15 protein-coding genes are annotated in these 15,902 nt (G+C 64.3%); 8 read left to right on the top strand and 7 right to left on the bottom strand.

Going from position 1 to position 15,902, the window contains the following annotated elements; translation table 11 throughout:
• Positions 1–81: 81 nt before the first annotated feature.
• Together dapB and V1288_RS11945 are read left to right on the top strand one after the other, a co-directional pair.
• Entirely contained in the window at positions 82–897 is an 816-nt protein-coding gene (dapB, locus tag V1288_RS11940) for a 4-hydroxy-tetrahydrodipicolinate reductase (RefSeq protein WP_334357230.1), read from the top strand.
• Positions 898–923: 26 nt separating this feature from the next.
• Complete coding sequence (locus V1288_RS11945; RefSeq protein WP_334357231.1) at positions 924–1,547, top strand: 2,3-bisphosphoglycerate-dependent phosphoglycerate mutase; 624 nt, start codon at positions 924–926, stop codon at positions 1,545–1,547.
• A gap of 110 nt (positions 1,548–1,657) precedes the next feature.
• Here V1288_RS11945 and V1288_RS11950 read toward each other — a convergent pair whose 3' ends face one another.
• Both V1288_RS11950 and V1288_RS11955 read right to left on the bottom strand, forming a co-directional pair.
• Positions 1,658–2,554 (bottom strand): bifunctional helix-turn-helix domain-containing protein/methylated-DNA--[protein]-cysteine S-methyltransferase, encoded by an 897-nt coding sequence (locus tag V1288_RS11950; RefSeq protein ID WP_334361282.1) that lies wholly within the window; start codon positions 2,552–2,554, stop codon positions 1,658–1,660.
• 123 nt (positions 2,555–2,677) lie between these two features.
• Entirely contained in the window at positions 2,678–3,199 is a 522-nt protein-coding gene (locus V1288_RS11955; protein ID WP_334357232.1) for a DUF2244 domain-containing protein, read from the bottom strand.
• 22 nt (positions 3,200–3,221) lie between these two features.
• Here V1288_RS11955 and nth point away from each other — a divergent pair, with 22 nt between their 5' ends.
• Positions 3,222–3,998, top strand: coding sequence for an endonuclease III (nth, locus tag V1288_RS11960; RefSeq protein ID WP_334361283.1), 777 nt, complete (start codon positions 3,222–3,224; stop codon positions 3,996–3,998).
• A gap of 98 nt (positions 3,999–4,096) precedes the next feature.
• Here the strand turns inward: nth and V1288_RS11965 are convergent, their stop codons facing one another.
• Positions 4,097–4,849 (bottom strand): sulfate transporter family protein, encoded by a 753-nt coding sequence (locus V1288_RS11965; RefSeq protein ID WP_334357233.1) that lies wholly within the window; start codon positions 4,847–4,849, stop codon positions 4,097–4,099.
• Between the two features lie 124 nt (positions 4,850–4,973).
• Here V1288_RS11965 and V1288_RS11970 point away from each other — a divergent pair, with 124 nt between their 5' ends.
• A complete protein-coding gene (locus V1288_RS11970; protein ID WP_334357234.1) occupies positions 4,974–5,921 on the top strand; it encodes a hydroxymethylglutaryl-CoA lyase in 948 nt (315 codons plus the stop codon).
• A 112-nt stretch (positions 5,922–6,033) separates the two neighbouring features.
• Here the strand turns inward: V1288_RS11970 and V1288_RS11975 are convergent, their stop codons facing one another.
• Complete coding sequence (locus V1288_RS11975) at positions 6,034–8,436, bottom strand: heavy metal translocating P-type ATPase (protein ID WP_334357235.1); 2,403 nt, start codon at positions 8,434–8,436, stop codon at positions 6,034–6,036.
• A 51-nt stretch (positions 8,437–8,487) separates the two neighbouring features.
• Here V1288_RS11975 and V1288_RS11980 point away from each other — a divergent pair, with 51 nt between their 5' ends.
• Entirely contained in the window at positions 8,488–8,763 is a 276-nt protein-coding gene (locus V1288_RS11980) for a metal-sensitive transcriptional regulator (RefSeq protein ID WP_108512737.1), read from the top strand.
• Positions 8,764–8,874: 111 nt separating this feature from the next.
• Here V1288_RS11980 and nikR read toward each other — a convergent pair whose 3' ends face one another.
• A complete protein-coding gene (gene nikR / locus V1288_RS11985; RefSeq protein ID WP_334357236.1) occupies positions 8,875–9,318 on the bottom strand; it encodes a nickel-responsive transcriptional regulator NikR in 444 nt (147 codons plus the stop codon).
• Between the two features lie 129 nt (positions 9,319–9,447).
• Here nikR and V1288_RS11990 point away from each other — a divergent pair, with 129 nt between their 5' ends.
• Positions 9,448–11,655: a TonB-dependent receptor domain-containing protein gene (locus tag V1288_RS11990; protein ID WP_442893939.1), complete on the top strand. Its 2,208-nt coding sequence runs from the start codon at positions 9,448–9,450 to the stop codon at positions 11,653–11,655.
• A gap of 106 nt (positions 11,656–11,761) precedes the next feature.
• Here the strand turns inward: V1288_RS11990 and V1288_RS11995 are convergent, their stop codons facing one another.
• Positions 11,762–12,769 carry a YiiX/YebB-like N1pC/P60 family cysteine hydrolase gene (locus V1288_RS11995; RefSeq protein ID WP_334357237.1) on the bottom strand — a complete coding sequence of 336 codons (1,008 nt, stop codon included), beginning with the start codon at positions 12,767–12,769 and terminating at the stop codon, positions 11,762–11,764.
• A 188-nt stretch (positions 12,770–12,957) separates the two neighbouring features.
• Between V1288_RS11995 and V1288_RS12000 the strand changes: the two genes are divergently transcribed.
• Complete coding sequence (locus V1288_RS12000; RefSeq protein WP_334357238.1) at positions 12,958–14,352, top strand: flavin monoamine oxidase family protein; 1,395 nt, start codon at positions 12,958–12,960, stop codon at positions 14,350–14,352.
• Positions 14,352–15,020 (top strand): ATP-binding protein, encoded by a 669-nt coding sequence (locus V1288_RS12005; RefSeq protein ID WP_334357239.1) that lies wholly within the window; start codon positions 14,352–14,354, stop codon positions 15,018–15,020. Before V1288_RS12000 ends, V1288_RS12005 begins: the two co-directional genes overlap by 1 nt.
• Positions 15,021–15,130: 110 nt before the next feature.
• Here V1288_RS12005 and V1288_RS12010 read toward each other — a convergent pair whose 3' ends face one another.
• On the bottom strand, positions 15,131–15,901 hold the full coding sequence (locus V1288_RS12010) for a sulfite exporter TauE/SafE family protein (RefSeq protein WP_334357240.1): 771 nt from the start codon (positions 15,899–15,901) through the stop codon (positions 15,131–15,133).
• Between the last annotated feature and the right edge of the window lies 1 nt (position 15,902).

Genomic DNA, 15,902 nt, shown 5'->3' on the forward strand with positions numbered 1-15,902 from the left:
GCCGCTCGGAAGCCTCAGACGGCCGCCTGATTGGTTGCCGGAACGGCCTCGTCCCGCTATAGGGCGTAAAGAGGTGAAACCATGGCCGATATGCGATTGATCGTTGCGGGGGCCGGCGGCCGGATGGGCCGCGCGCTGGTGCGCGTCATTTCGGAGACGCCGGGCGCGGTTTTGACCGGTGCGCTGGAAGCGCCGGGATCGGAACTTTTGGGCAAGGATGCCGGCGTGCTCGCCGGTCTGCCGGAGAATGGGGTCAAACTCTCGGCTGATCTGTGGAAGCTGTCGGCCAATGCCGACGGCATTTTGGATTTCACCGTGCCGGCCGCCACCATCGCCAATGTCGCAATCGCCGCCGAACGCGGCCTCGTGCACATTGTCGGAACCACCGGGCTGTCGGTATCCGACATGGCCGTGATCAAGAGCGTTACCTCCCGCGCCGTGGTGGTGCAATCAGGCAATATGAGCCTCGGCGTCAACCTGCTCGCCGCGCTGGTCAAGCGCGTCGCGCAGTCGCTGGATGAAAGCTTCGACATCGAAATCGTCGAAATGCATCACAAGGCCAAGATCGATGCGCCGTCGGGCACCGCCTTCCTGCTGGGTGAAGCCGCCGCCGCCGGCCGCGGCGTCGACCTGCACACCCATTCGGCGCGCGGCCGCGACGGACATACCGGCGCGCGGCAGCCGGGCGATATCGGTTTTGCTTCGCTGCGCGGCGGCACCGTCACCGGCGATCACAGCGTGATCTTCGCCGGCACCATGGAGCGGATCGAACTGACCCACCGCGCGGAAGACCGAACGATGTTCGCACAGGGCGCCGTGAAGGCCGCGTTGTGGGCGCACGGCAGGAAGCCCGGCTTCTATACGATGACCGACGTGCTGGGGCTCACCGACTTCTAGAAATCGAACAACGGAAAATCCCTTCAATGAGCGAACGTCTTCTTGTGCTCGTGCGTCACGGGCAAAGTGAATGGAATTTGAAAAACCTGTTCACCGGCTGGAAGGACCCTGATCTCACCGAACAGGGCGTTGCCGAGGCCAAGGAGGCCGGCCGCAAGTTGAAGGCGCAAGGGCTGACGTTCGACGTTGCCTTCACCTCGGACCTGACACGGGCGCAGCATACGCTGAAGCTGATGCTCGCCGAGATCGGGCAGACCGGACTGCCGACGACGAAAGACCTCGCGCTCAACGAACGCGACTACGGCGACTTGTCGGGCCTCAACAAGGATGACGCCCGCAAGAAATGGGGCGAGGACCAGGTGCTGGTCTGGCGCCGCTCCTACGACGTGCCGCCGCCCGGCGGCGAAAGCCTGAAGGATACGCTGGCGCGCGCGCTGCCCTATTATGTGCAGGAGATCCTGCCCGGCGTGCTGCGCGGACAGCGCACGCTGGTCGCCGCCCACGGCAATTCGCTGCGCGCGCTGATCATGGTGCTGGAGAAGTTGACGCCCGAGCAGATTTTGAAGCGCGAGCTCGCAACCGGCGTGCCGGTGATCTACCGGTTGAATGCGGATTCGACCGTGGCAACGAAAGTCGATCTGGCGGCGTGAGCTGGATTGGTAGGGTGGGCAAAAGCGTAGCGTGCCCACCATTCAGTCGTCATCGGGATAGATGGTGGGCACGGCGCGATGCGCCTTTGCCCACCCTGCGAACCACACCGTCAGTGCAGCCCGACCTGTCCCGCTTCCCAGCCGAGCATCGCCTGCTTGCGCGTGATGCCCCAGTGATAGCCGGTCAGCGCGCCGCCTTTGCCGAGCGCGCGGTGGCAGGGCACCACGAACGACACCGGATTACGGCCAACGGCGGCGCCAACCGCGCGCGAGGCCTTCGGGCTTTTGATCTTGTTGGCGATGTCGGAATAGCAGACCGCGCGGCCCATCGGGATTTTCAACAGCGTCTCCCACACCCGCACCTCGAAGTCCGTTCCGATCAGGACCACGCGGAGCGGCTGGTCCGGCCGCCACAGCCGCGTATCGAAGATGCGCTGCGCGAGGTCGACCGTGCCGTCGTGGTCCTCGACATAGGTCGCGTTCGGCCAGCGCCGCTTCATGTCGGCAAACGCCGTCGGCTCCTCGCCGGGATCGGCGAAGGCAAGCCCTGCCAGCCCGCGGCCGCTGGCGATCACGATCGCGGTGCCGAAGGGAGAAGCATGGAATCCGTAGCGCAGCGTCATGCCGGCGCCGCCGTTCTTCCATTCGCCCGGCGACATCGCCTCATGGGTGACGAACAGATCGTGCAGCCGGCCCGGGCCCGACAGCCCTGAGTCGAGCGCGGCATCGAGCACGCTGGCGGAATCGCGCAACAGGCCCTTCGCATGGTCCAGGGTGAGCGCCTGCATGAAAGCCTTTGGCGTCAGCCCGGCCCAGCGGCGGAACAGATGGTGCAGTTCATCCGGCGTCACGGCAGCGGCATCCGCCATCGCCTCGATGGTCGGCTGCGTGCGCCAGTGCTCGGAGATGAACGCGATGGCGCGCCGCACCGAGTCGTAGTCGCGCAGCGCGGCGCTCTGGTGGCCCGGCCTGGCCAGGCGCTGGTCATGTATGGCTGATATCATCATGGGGTCTGATTTAGGGCTCATTCGCGGTCCAAACCACCCGATTTCTGACAAGCCAACGTAGCGTTTTCGAACGAAGTGGGAACCGGTTCGCGTGAAGAAAAACGCGTCAAAAAGAGAAAAGCCTTAGTCGACCGGATTGTATGTGATACCGCGCTTGGCGGTCTGCAACGCAGCCAGTAAGGCTTTGGCAAAGCTGGCCTTTTCGTCCGGCCCGAGAAAATGGCCGATCGGGACCCGGCGGCCGCGGGAGACCAGATAGAGGTGCTCGATGCCGAATTCGGGGTCGCCGGTCTGCTCGAGCTGCACCCAGAGCGGATTGAACGACCATTCGATCAGATGGCCGCGATGGCTGACCCGCCGCACCCGCAATTCCGACGGCGTCACCACGACATCCTCGGTGGCATCAGCGCTGCGGAAATTGATCCGGAACGCCCAGTAGATTACCAGCACATCGAGGCCGAAAAAGCCGAGCACCGGCCAGGCGCCCATCAGCAAGAATGCGATGCCGGCGACAAAGCTCACCGCGCCGATGAATGTCATCAGCACCAGGAAGCCGGTGGGATTGAGCGAGCGATGCGGCGTCACCCGCGCCGAAAACAGTGTCGGCTGGTCAAGCGCCGGATCAAAGTCGTTGCCTGCGGTCATCGCGTATCAGTATATCCCGATCATGGCCAAAATCATCCGCTCAATCAGCGCGAAAAAATCCAGCGTTCCGTCGGTGCCGAAGAAAGTGGCAAAGAAGGCCGCCAAGGCGGGGCCAAGGCGTGTGGCGAAGCCATCAGCCAAACCAAAATCTTCAAAGCAAAAACCTTGGACCCCGGCCGAGATCCAAGAGGCCTTCAGCCGCTTCCGCAAGGCCAATCCGGAGCCGAAGGGCGAGCTCGAGCATCTCAACCCCTATACGCTGCTGGTCGCCGTGGTGCTGTCGGCGCAGGCAACGGATGCCGGCGTCAACAAGGCGACGCGCGCGCTGTTTGCGGTGGCCGATACCCCGCAGAAGATGCTGGAGCTCGGCGAAGAGAAAGTGCGCGAGTACATCAAGACGATCGGGCTCTATCGCAACAAGGCGAAGAACGTCATCGCGCTGTCGGAAAAGCTGATCAATGAATTCGGCGGCGAGGTGCCGCGCACGCGGGCCGAGATCGAGACGCTGCCCGGCGCCGGCCGCAAGACCGCCAATGTCGTGCTCAACATGGCCTATGGCGAACACACCATGGCGGTCGATACGCATGTATTCCGCGTCGGCAACCGCACCGGGCTGGCGCCCGGCAGCACGCCGCTTGAGGTCGAATTAGGGCTGGAAAAGGTGATTCCGCCCGAATTCATGCGGCACGCCCACCATTGGCTGATCCTGCACGGGCGCTACACGTGTCTCGCGCGCAAGCCACGCTGCGAGGTGTGCCTGATCAACGATCTCTGTCGTTGGCCGGAAAAGACGGTGTGAGTGTTTCACGTCATTCCGGGGCGGCGCGAAGCGCCGAACCCGGAATCTCGAGATTCCGGGTCTGGTGCTAACGCACCATCCCGGAATGACGAACCCAATCAAGCCACCGGCATGCCCGTCTTTCGCACAGGCTCGATCAGCTCCGGTCTCGGACCGGACAGCCGCTTGTGCATGTGGACCATGAAGGCCATGCCAAACACCGGCGTCGCCAGATTGACGATCGGGATCGACACGAAGGCTGCGATGAACAGGCCCGCGGTGAACACGGTCGCCGAATTATCCTTGCGCATGGCCTTGGCTTCCGCGGGTGAGCGGAAACGCATCGCCGCGAGTTCAAAGTATTCGCGGCCGAGCAGCCAGGCGGTGGCGATGAAGAAGATCAAAAAGCCCGCGCCCGCGAACAGCACGAAGGGCAGCGCGATCAGATAGACCAAAATGGTCAGCAGCGCCGTCTTGATTCCTTCCGGGATCGCGACGCCGAGCGGCAGCGCGTCGCCGGGGCGCTCTGCCGGATAATGTTTGCGCTCGACGTGCTCGGCGACATCATCGACGAACACGCTCGCGATCAGCGAGGTGACCGCCGGCATCAGGAAAATGCCGCCGAGCACGACGCCAAGGCCGGCCGCGATCGAGATGATCCAGGCAAGGATGTGGAGTGAGGTGTGAAAGCCCGGCCCGAGCATCGCCTCCGCCCAGCCCTCGCCGTAATCGGCAAACCAGCTCAACAGCCGCTGCAATCCGATTGCCAGCACCGTGATCAGCACCAGCGCCAGCCCGATCGAGCGCCACAGGATGGAGCGCATCGGCGGCGACAGGATCTGCGAAAGCGCCTTGACGGCGGCGTCCAGCATGGCGGTCTTGCCTCTTGTGAAAAAACCCTCGCGAGAGGTAGATACAGGCAGGGGCTTCGGCAAGGGCTTGCCGCCCCCCGGGGAAACAAGACTGCAATCAAAAACAACGCCGCAAGAGGTTGCCATGACCCGCGTCCAGGAACTCTATCCCGACAACAAGATCGTCCTGCGCGAGGTCGGCCTGCGCGACGGCCTGCAGCTCGTGAAGACGTTTCCGTCGACATCCGCCAAGCAGCGCTGGATCCGCGACGAATATGCCGCGGGCGTGCGGCATTTCGAGGTCGGCTCGTTCCTGCCGGCAAAGACATTTCCGCAATTCGCCGACGTGCGCGACATCATCGGGACCGTGGCCTCGCTGCCCGGCGCTTACGGCGTTGCGCTGACGCTGAATGAGCGCGGGGCGAACGAAGCGCTGGCCTCTGGCGTCGCCGAGGTGGCGACGGTGGTGTCAGCGACCGAGGAGCACAGCCAGGCCAATGCCAACCGCTCGCGCGAGTCGGCGATTGCCAACGTCAAACGGCTCTGTGAACTGCGCGACGCCAGTGCGCACAGGCCGGTGGTGAACTCCGCGATCTCGATGGCACTAGGTTGCTCGATCGTCGGGGCAGTCGATCCGAAGGAAGTGCTGCGGCTGACTGAAAAACTGTTCGAGGCCGGCGTCGACATGGTCGCGATTGCCGACACGGTTGGTTATGCCGGACCGAAGCAGGTCGGGGAATTGACTTCGGCCGCGGTGAAGATTGCGGGCGCAAAACCGATCTGCATTCACCTGCATGACACGCGCGGCATGGGCATCGCCAATGCTTCGGCTGCGCTGGATGCTGGCGCGCGCGTGCTGGATGGATCGCTCGGCGGCCTCGGCGGCTGCCCGTTCGCGCCGGGCGCGACCGGAAACGTCGTGTTCGAGGATCTGGTGTTCCTGTGCGAGAGCAAGGGATTCAAAACGGGCATCGATATCGAGAAGCTGATCGCGGTGCGCGGAATCCTGAAATCGGAAATGCCGGGTGAAGCGCTGTATGGCGGATTGGCGCGCGCCGGATTGCCAGGCCGGACGGCGGCCAAGGCAGCGTGAACTACTTTCTCGTCATGGCCGGGCTTGTGGCCATCCACGTCTCTCTTGCTGTCAAGATGTGGATGCCCGGGACATCCAGCGCGGAGACGCGCTTCGGCTTCTGCCCCGGGCATTAGAGCCGCCTCACCTTTAGGCGCAGCGCATTCCCGACGACGCTTACCGACGACAGTGCCATCGCCGCCGCGGCGATGATCGGCGACAACAGCAATCCAAAAGCCGGATAGAGAATACCTGCGGCGATCGGAATGCCGGCGGCGTTGTAGATGAAGGCGAAGAACAGGTTCTGCCTGATGTTGCGCATGGTCGCCTGCGATAGGCGGCGGGCGCGAACGATGCCGCCGAGATCGCCCTTCAACAGCGTGACTCCCGCGCTTTCCATTGCGACATCCGTGCCGGTGCCCATGGCGATGCCGACTTCGGCGGCGGCAAGCGCCGGCGCGTCGTTGACGCCGTCGCCGGCCATCGCGACGATTCGTCCGGCCTTCTGCAGTTTTGCGACCACGGCGCTTTTCTGGTCGGGCAGCACTTCCGCCTCGACGTCGGCAATTCCAAGGCTGCGTGCGACGGCGTTCGCCGTCGTCTTGTTGTCGCCGGTCAGCATGATGACCTTGATGCCTTCCGCCGCCAGCGCCCTCAGCGCATCCGGCGTCGACGCTTTCACCGGATCGGCGATGGCGAACAACCCTGCGAGCTTGCCGTCGATGGCGATGTTGATGACGGTGGCGCCGTCGCGGCGCAGACGTTCGCCCTGTTCGCCGAGCGAGCCGGTCTCGATGCCGAGCGATTGCAGAAAGCTCGCGTTACCGAGCACGATGGTCTTGCCGTCGACCTTGCCGGTGGCGCCCTTTCCCGTCGGCGAGTCGAATTCGTCGACCTTGCCGAGATCGAGATTGCGCTCCCTGGCCGCCCGCACGATGGCGTCCGCCAGCGGATGTTCGCTGGCGCGCTCGACGGTCGCAGCCAGCCGCAGAATGTCGGTCTCGTCAAATCCGTCTGCCGGCACGATGGCGACCACCTTCGGCTTGCCCTCGGTCAGCGTTCCCGTCTTGTCGACCACCAGCGTGTCGACCTTCTCCATCCGCTCCAGCGCTTCGGCGTTCTTGATCAGCACGCCGGCCTGCGCGCCACGTCCGACGCCGACCATGATCGACATCGGCGTGGCGAGGCCGAGCGCGCAGGGGCAGGCGATGATGAGCACGCTGACCGCGGCGACCAGGCCGAACGCCATGCGCGGCTCCGGGCCAAACCAGGCCCAGGCGCCGAACGCGATCAGCGCCACGAGGATTACGATCGGCACGAACCAGCCGGAAACCTGATCGGCCAGCCGCTGGATCGGCGCCCGCGAGCGCTGCGCGTCCGCCACCATCTTCACGATCTGGGACAGCAGCGTGTCGCGTCCGACCTTGTCGGCGCGCATCACGAACCCGCCGGACTGGTTGAGCGTGCCCGCAATGACCTTGCTGCCGGACTCCTTGGTGACCGGCATGGATTCGCCGGTCACCAATGATTCGTCGAGCGAGGAGCGGCCCTCGACGATGATGCCGTCCACCGGCACCTTCTCGCCCGGGCGCACCCGCAGACGATCGCCGACCGCCAGCGCATCGATTTCCACCTCATGATCGGCGCCATCGTCGCCGATCCGGCGGGCGGTTTTTGGTGCGAGCTGGAGCAGCGCCTTGATCGCGCCCGAGGTTGCTTCGCGTGCGCGAAGTTCGAGCACCTGGCCGAGCAGCACGAGCACGGTGATGACGGCGGCCGCCTCGAAATACACTGAAACCGCGCCGCCATGGCCGCGGAAGGTGGCTGGGAAAATTCCGGGCGCAACCGCGCCGATGACGCTGTAGACATAGGCCACGCCGGTACCCATCGCGATCAGCGTGAACATGTTGAGATTGCGCGTTACGAGCGACTGTCCGCCGCGCACGAAGAACGGCCAGCCGGCCCAGAGCACCACAGGCGTGGCAAACGCGAACTGGATCCAGTTCGACAGCGTCTGATCGAGCAAGCCGTGACCGCCGACGAGATGGCTGCCCATTTCGAGGATGACCGCCGGCAGCGCGAGCACGAGGCCGATCCAGAAGCGGCGCGTCATGTCGGCGAGTTCCGGATTGGGCGGGGCATCGAGGCTCGCGACCTCCGGCTCCAGCGCCATGCCGCAGATCGGGCAACTTCCGGGGCCGACCTGGCGGATCTCCGGATGCATCGGGCAGGTGTAGATCGTGCCTTCCGGCACGGCGGCTTTCGGCCGGCTGTCTCTATCGAGATAGGCGACAGGGTCGGCAGCGAATTTGGTGCGACAGCCGGCCGAGCAGAAATGATGGGTTTCGCCGCGATAGTCGAAGCGATGCTTGCTGGTCGCGGGATTCACGGTCATGCCGCAGACAGGGTCGCGCACGGTTGTAGCGGCATGTGCGTGATGATCGTGATGGCTGTGGTCGCGGCCGGCCTGGCTGTGGCCGCCGCAGCAGGCGCCCTTTGACGCGCCGCTTCGGTCGGCGTTTTCGTTGTTGTTCATCATTTGCTCCGGCTCTTGTAACCTATACCCTACAGGGGTATATAGGCACGCATGAGAAAAGACATCAAGGCATCCTGTCAAAAGCGTCTCAGCCGGATCGAGGGCCAGGTCCGCGGCCTCTCCAAGATGGTCGAGGAGGATCGCTACTGCATCGATATCGTGACCCAGATCTCCGCTGTCAGGGCCGCGCTCCGTCGCGTCGAGGAGGAGGTGCTGCGGGATCACGTGTCGCATTGCGTCGAACACGCGATCACCAGCGGCAACAAGGCCGATCAGCGCGAAAAGATCGCGGAGCTGATGGCCGTGATCGGCCGCTCCGACAGGTAACCCGGGTTCGTATCCCGGATGGAGCGCAGCGCAATCCGGGATGTTTGGATCCTCGGAAAAGGTCCCGGATTGGGCTTCGTTCCATCCGGGCCACGCGTTCTTGCCTCGACGCTAGTCGTGATGGCCACGCTTGCGCGCCTTCGGTTTCTCGTCGGATGCCGTCGGGATCATCACGACGCGGCCATAGCGCACGCCGCGCTCGGCGATGATGTGGTCGGCAAAGTGCTTTACCTCGCCGCTGGCGCCCTTCAGCGCCGTCACTTCCATGCAGGAGTCGTCGTCCAGGTGGACGTGCAGCGTCGCCAGCGACATATCGTGGTGGCCGTGGAAATTTTGCACCAGCCGCTTCGAAAGGTCGCGCGCGGCGTGGTCGTAGACATAGACCAGGGCTGCAACGCATTGGCCTGATGGGGCCGTATCCTCGGCGCTCTGCTGCAGGCCGGCGCGGGCGAGATCGCGGATGATCTCGGAGCGGTTTTGATAGCCGCGGGCTTCCGCCGCGGCATCGATCTCGGTCAGCAGCTCGTCTTCGATGGTGATGGTGATCCGTTGCATCCCAAATTTCCGTCCTGACCGGTATGATATTTTGATTGTCTCGTCATACCGTGCTTGTTAGCGTGCAGCGCCAAGTTTAAGTCGAACTGATGCGGTCGCGCGCCGACTGTAGCAATTATCGTGCGGGGCATGACCTTGCGTAAGGCTGTTTGGCGGATATTTTCCGCCGCCGCATCGCTGATTGTGATGGCGCCGTCAGTGGACGCCCAGAGCGTGGCGGCTGTCACGCCCGGCCAGCTTCCCGCGGTGACGGTGGATCCGCCCGAAGCGGGGCCGCGCCACCGGACCAAGCCGCCGCGCCGGGGGCGGACCACGCGAAATCCAGCCGCGGTTCAACCGAGCGTACCTGCGCCACCGCAGCTCAGTAGCGGGGTGACGTCGGGCTCCGCGACTGCGGGGCCGGCATATCTCCAGCCGACCGCCGCCAGCGCGATGACCATCGGCGGTGCGGAGGTGAACGCCCGGCCCTTCTCGCGCGTCGGCGAGGCACTGGAAGTGGTGCCGGGTCTGATCGTTACCCAGCATTCCGGCGAGGGCAAAGCCAACCAGTATTTTTTGCGCGGCTTTAACCTGGACCACGGCACCGATCTCGCCATCAGCATCGACGGCATGCCGGTCAACATGCCGACCCATGGCCACGGCCAGGGTTATGCCGACATCAATTTCCTGATTCCGGAGTTGGTGCAGTCAGTGACTGTGCGCAAAGGGCCTTACTTCGCGGACCAGGGCGACTTCGCTTCCGCGGGCGCGGTTGCTATCGACTATATCAACAGGCTGCCGAAGAACATCGCCGAGCTGACGTTCGGCAGCTTTGGCTACCGCCGCACGCTGGCGGCAGGATCGGCGGCGGTCGGCGCGGGCACGCTGCTCGCCGCCTTCGAGGGCGTCGGGTATAACGGTCCGTGGGATGTGCCTGACCATGTGCGCAAGCTGAACGGCCTGCTGCGCTACAGCCAGGGCACCGCCACGGACGGGTTCATGCTGTCGGCGATGGCCTATTCCAATGGCTGGAATTCGACCGACCAGGTGGCGCAGCGCGCGCTCGACCAGGCACTGATCGGCCGCTTCGGTTCGCTCGATCCGACCGATGGCGGCGTCTCAAGCCGATTCTCGCTGTCGGGCACATGGGCGCAATCGAGCGAATACGGGCAGAGCAAGGTCAACGCCTACGCGATCAACGCGTCGCTGCGGCTCTACAACAATTTCACCTACTTTCTCGACGATCCCGTCAATGGCGATCAGTTCAGCCAGATGGATCGGCGCACGGTCTATGGCTTCAATGCCAGCCATGCCTTCGATGTCCGCGTGGCCGGCATCGAAACCCAGACCCGCATTGGCCTCCAAGCGCGTGGCGACGATATCCGGGTCGGACTGTTCAAGACGTTGCAGCGCGAGCCGCTCTCGACCGTTCGCGAAGACGACGTGAGGGAAGGCAATGTCGGCCTGTGGGCCGATACGACGGCGCGCTGGACCGATTGGATGCGCACCACGGTCGGCATCCGCGAGGACTATTTTGCCGGGAGGGTGCTGAGCGACACGCCCGAAAATTCCGGCAACGCACAGGCGTCGATGGCGAGCCCCAAGGCCGGATTCGTACTGGGGCCGTGGTACCGGACCGAGTTCTACGGCAATGCCGGCTACGGCCTGCACTCCAACGATATCAGAGGTGCGACGATCACGGTCGATCCGATCGACAAGGTGACGCCGCAGGATCCTGTGCCGCTGCTGGTTCGATCGAAGGGCGCCGAGCTTGGCATCCGCACCAGGGCGGTCGACGGTCTCACCAGTTCGCTCGCGCTGTTCGTGCTGAATTTCGATTCCGAATTGCTGTTCGTCGGCGATGCCGGGACGACCGAAGCCAGCCGGCCGAGCCGGCGCGTCGGCGTCGAATGGACCAACCAGTATCAGGCGCTGCCGTGGATGCGGCTTGATCTCGATGTCGCCTATACGCGCGCCCGCTTCACCGATTTCGATCCCGCGGGCCAATTCATCCCGGGCGCGCCGGCATGGGTCGCGAGCGGCGGCGTGACGTTCGGCGAAGCGACCGGTTGGTTCGGCGCCTTGCGTGGGCGGTATTTTGGACCGCGTCCGTTGGTCGAGGATGACAGCGTTCGTTCGCAGGCGTCGCTGATTTTCAATGCGCGTGCGGGTTACAAATTCGACAACGGCTTGCGGCTGCAGCTCGACGTGCTCAACCTCTTCAACGCGCGCACCAACCAGATCGAGTACTACTATCTATCGCGGCTGCCGGGTGAGCCGATCGGCGGCGTCGCGGACCGGCATGTGCATCCGGCAGAACCGCTGGCGGTGAGACTGACGCTGGCAGGAAGGTTCTAGGGAATCTTGTAGCCCGGATGGAGCGTAAGCGTGATCCGCGACAGTTTATCCGGCGGAGCGAGCTACCCGGATTGCGCTTCGCTCCATCCAGGCTACGGTTCTTGCCCTACGCCACCATCTCGCGCGGCTTCGTGCGGCGCTCCGGCGGGCGGACCGGGACGTATTCGACGGCGAGATAATGTTCCGACACAGTGACGCGTTCGATCACTGTGGTTTCGCAGGTCGCTTCCTCAATTGCCACCTGTTCAATTGTCACTTCTTCAGCCGCAGCCGGAAGCGGCGCCTCTTGGTCAATCTCTTCAGGAACAAGCGGCGGCGACTTGACCTCTGGAAACACAGCGAATTCGCCCGCTACCTCCTGGAGCGGCTTCTGCTTGTCGGCCCAGTGCAGGGCCGTGTAGTCGAAGCCGTGCACGATGGTGGGTTTGACGATTTCGAAATAGGGCGAGATGTCGAAATCGCGCGGCATGTAGAGCGAGGAATCGCGGATATGCAGGATCTCGCGCCGGGCCTTCCTTGAGGCGGCGCGGGTGATCTTGGGCAGGATCGGGTAGCGCACCGCGTCGAACGCCTGCGCGATCAGCGCCGAGCAGATGATTTTGGTGGGATCGCCTGAGCCGAACGCGATCATGCGCCGGCGCCAGCGCTGCGGCACCGGCAGCGGGATCAGGTAGCGCATCAGGTCGACGATGTTCTTGGTGTCGTAGCCGAAGCCGATCCGGTTGATGGCGTAGCGGCACACCGTGGTGCGGTCCTCGTAGGACAGTCCGATCGGGCGGCAGAGCCGGGTGTGATAGGGATAATATTTGGACAGCGGCGCCGAGGTCACGCCTTCGCCGATATTGGCCTCGATCAGGACGTGGGGTTCGCCGTCGGCCTCGGTCGCGCCATCGACCGGACCGACATAGAGCGCGGCATGCGACCAGGTGGACTGCGTGAGGTATTTGATGATGCCGGAAATGCGGTTGTTGCCCTCGACCAGCAGCACGTCGCCGGGCTCGATGACGCCGCGCAGATGCTCGGGGTCGCTGGGCGTGAACGGCTCATAGCCCGGGACTTCCTTCTGCAGGTAGCCCGCAATCACCTGGCCGATCGTGTCGAGCATTACGCCCATGAAACTCCCCCAGAGCGGTTTTCTCCCGCTTTTTTTGTTTCCTTATCATGGTCGCAAGCCGTTTCAATTTAGTTCATGCGTCAAATGGATCAATCATGATTGATTTACCATGAGTGTTGCTGCGTCACGTGAGATGCGGCACAGTTCGCTAGCTGTTCTCGCTTCCTTCAGGTCCCGGAAACCATGACATGACAATGACCCGCCGCACCTTCCTGTCGGCGTCCGCAGGTCTGGCAGCGGTTCCGGTTTTTTGCGGGCGGCGTGCGAGCGCAGCACCGTTGCCGCGGGAAGCTGACATCGTCGTGATCGGCGCGGGCGCGGCCGGCATTGCTGCGGCGCGGCGGATCATGGCGGCGAACCGCAAGGTGATCGTGGTGGAGGCGGCAAATCAGATCGGCGGCCGCTGCCAGACCGACGCTTCCACCTTCGACGTGCCGTTCGATCGCGGCGCGCGCTGGATGCACAATCCCGAGACCAATCCGATGATCAAGCTGGCGCGTGCCGCGGGCCTCGAGATCACGACGGCGCCCTCGGGCCAGAAGATCCGCATCGGCCGCCGCAACGCCCGCGCCGGCGAGACCGAAGAATTCCTTGCAGCGCTGGTGCGCGCCAACCGCGCCATCGACGATGCCGCGCGGCGGTTCGACGTCTCCTGTGCCTCCGTGCTGCCGAAGGATCTCGGTGACTGGGCCGGCGCGGCGGAGTTCGTGCTGGGGGCCAGTTTCTCGGGCAAGGATTTGAAAGATGTCTCAGTCGGCGACAAGTCCCGCGCGCAGGATCGCAATATCGCGATCGGCTGTCGCCAGGGGTTGGGCACGCTGATCGCAAAGCTCGGCGAGCAGGTGCCGCTGTCGCTGTCGACGACGGCCAATCGCATGGTCTGGAGCAACCGCGATGTCAGCGTGGAAACGCCGGCGGGCAGGATCGCCGCGCGTGCCGCCGTGGTCACCGTGTCGACCAATGTGCTGACGGCGGGCAACATCAAATTCGCGCCTGACATCCCGAAGCGCACGCTCGACGCCGCCTCGAAACTGAGCCTCGGCAGCTATGACCGGATCGCGCTGCAGATGCCGGGCAATCCGCTCGGGCTGGCGCGCGACGACGTCGTCATCGAGCAGAGCAATTCGACCAAGACGGCGCTGATATCAGCCAATATGGGTGGCTCGTCGCTCTGCGTGATCGACGTCGGCGGCTCGTTCGGCCGCGATCTTTCCGCACAGGGCGAGAAGGCCATGGTGGCGTTTGCAACGGAATGGCTGACGAAATTGTTCGGCAGCGAGGCGGCCGCGGCGGTGAAGAAATCCAGCGCGACACGCTGGAACGCTGCGCCGTTCGCGCTCGGCGCGATGTCGGCGGCCGGTCCCGGCGCGCAATCTTCGCGAAAGGTTTTGGCCGAACCGTTCGGCTGCATCTATCTCGCCGGCGAGGCGACCCATGAAACGCTGTGGGGAACGATCGACGGCGCCTGGGAAAGCGGCGAGCGCGCCGCGGAAGCGGCGTTGCGGCGGATCGGTGCCTTGAAAGGTCCGGAGCCGGAGGCACGGCCGGCAAAACAGCGGCGGCGCGGGTCCCCGATCAACTGATGATGCGCCCGAAAGCACTGATCTCCTGGTCGAGCGGCAAGGATTCGGCCTTTGCGCTGCATGAGGTGATGCGCGCGGGTGAGTTCGATGTGGTCGGCGCACTGACCACGGTGACCGAGACGTTCGGCCGGGTCTCGATTCACGGCGTGCGGCAGGAGATATTGCAGGCGCAATGCGAGGCGGCCGGCCTGCCGCCGCGGATCGTGCCGATCCCCTATCCGTGCCCGAACGAGATTTACGAGACGCGGATGGGGGAAGCGGTCGCGCAGGCTGTTGCTGACGGGATCACGCATATGATTTTCGGCGACCTTTATCTGGCTGACATTCGCGCCTATCGCGAACAGAAGCTGGCGGGCACCGGCATCACGCCGGTGTTTCCACTGTGGGAGCGGCCGACGGCAGAACTGGCGCAGGCGATGATCGCAAGCGGCCTCGAAGCGCATATCGCCACCGTCGACCTGAAGAAGCTGCCGGCGGCGTTTGCCGGTCGCGCATTCGATGCGAGGCTATTGGTTGATCTGCCCGAAGGTGTCGATCCCTGCGGCGAGAATGGCGAGTTTCACACCTGCGTGGTGGCGGGGCCGATGTTTTCGCGGCGGCTTGCGGTGACACCAGGCGAACGCGTCGAGCGCGACGGCTATGCGTATTGCGATCTGGTGATGGCATAGCGCGGAATCGTAGGGTGGGCAAAGGCGCACTTGCGCCATGCCACCACCACACGCACTGCGCGTGGAATGGTGGGCACGCTACGCTTTGCCCACCCTACGCAGCTCGCGCGTCAGCGCAGCACGCCATCCAATGCCGGCAATCCGAAGATAACCGCCGCCGCGATCAGCGCGTAGCAGATCGCGCGGAAGATGGTTTCGCTGGCTTTGCCGAACAGCGAGGCGCCGAACCAGACGCCGACGGCGTAGACGGGGCCGACCACGAACGCGAACAGAATCGCGTCCAGCGTGATCAGTCCGGTCGCGGCGTAGCTGACGGCGGAGAAGAAATCCGACGCGCCAAAGAACAGCACGATATTGGCGCGGGCAACGACGGGGGCGATGGGCCGGCCGAGCCAGTAGCCGACGATCGGCGGGCCGCCGGTCTGGGCCAGCCCGCTGCAAAAGCCGGACAAGCCGCCGATACCGACCGAAATAGCGGCGTGATCCTTGCCGCGATAGCGCCAACCGGAGAGCAGAAGCAGCAGCAGTGCGAACACGAAGACGGAAATGATCCAGCGTGTCGTCACAGGTTCGAGGCGGGAAAGAAAATAGGTCCCGATCGGCACGCCGATCAGCGCGCCGGTTACGATGACCGCCGTCGCCTTGCGGTCGGCCTTTTGCCACGCGCCCGGCAGCAGCGGCGCGGCGGCGACGAAATCGATTATGAGCAGCAGCGCCGCGACCAGCCGTGGGTCGGCGATCGAGCTGGCGAGCGGCATGAAGATCAGCGCCGAACCGAACCCGGAAAATCCCCGCGCCGTCCCCGAGACGAAGGCGACCGCGCAGATCGCGATCGCCGCGTTGATGCCGATTTCACCCGGTATGAGCGCCGCAGGATTCATG

It is taken from the genome of Bradyrhizobium sp. AZCC 2176, from assembly GCF_036924645.1.
In the GTDB taxonomy this organism is placed as follows: domain Bacteria; phylum Pseudomonadota; class Alphaproteobacteria; order Rhizobiales; family Xanthobacteraceae; genus Bradyrhizobium.

Coding starts and splice junctions, on each gene's coding strand:
- dapB (WP_334357230.1), top strand. CDS start 82: ATGGCCGATATGCGATTGATCGTTGCGGGGGCCGGCGGCCGGATGGGC.
- V1288_RS11945 (WP_334357231.1), top strand. CDS start 924: ATGAGCGAACGTCTTCTTGTGCTCGTGCGTCACGGGCAAAGTGAATGG.
- V1288_RS11950 (WP_334361282.1), bottom strand. CDS start 2,554: ATGATGATATCAGCCATACATGACCAGCGCCTGGCCAGGCCGGGCCAC.
- V1288_RS11955 (WP_334357232.1), bottom strand. CDS start 3,199: ATGACCGCAGGCAACGACTTTGATCCGGCGCTTGACCAGCCGACACTG.
- nth (WP_334361283.1), top strand. CDS start 3,222: ATGGCCAAAATCATCCGCTCAATCAGCGCGAAAAAATCCAGCGTTCCG.
- V1288_RS11965 (WP_334357233.1), bottom strand. CDS start 4,849: ATGCTGGACGCCGCCGTCAAGGCGCTTTCGCAGATCCTGTCGCCGCCG.
- V1288_RS11970 (WP_334357234.1), top strand. CDS start 4,974: ATGACCCGCGTCCAGGAACTCTATCCCGACAACAAGATCGTCCTGCGC.
- V1288_RS11975 (WP_334357235.1), bottom strand. CDS start 8,436: ATGAACAACAACGAAAACGCCGACCGAAGCGGCGCGTCAAAGGGCGCC.
- V1288_RS11980 (WP_108512737.1), top strand. CDS start 8,488: ATGAGAAAAGACATCAAGGCATCCTGTCAAAAGCGTCTCAGCCGGATC.
- nikR (WP_334357236.1), bottom strand. CDS start 9,318: ATGCAACGGATCACCATCACCATCGAAGACGAGCTGCTGACCGAGATC.
- V1288_RS11990 (WP_442893939.1), top strand. CDS start 9,448: ATGACCTTGCGTAAGGCTGTTTGGCGGATATTTTCCGCCGCCGCATCG.
- V1288_RS11995 (WP_334357237.1), bottom strand. CDS start 12,769: ATGGGCGTAATGCTCGACACGATCGGCCAGGTGATTGCGGGCTACCTG.
- V1288_RS12000 (WP_334357238.1), top strand. CDS start 12,958: ATGACAATGACCCGCCGCACCTTCCTGTCGGCGTCCGCAGGTCTGGCA.
- V1288_RS12005 (WP_334357239.1), top strand. CDS start 14,352: ATGATGCGCCCGAAAGCACTGATCTCCTGGTCGAGCGGCAAGGATTCG.
- V1288_RS12010 (WP_334357240.1), bottom strand. CDS start 15,901: ATGAATCCTGCGGCGCTCATACCGGGTGAAATCGGCATCAACGCGGCG.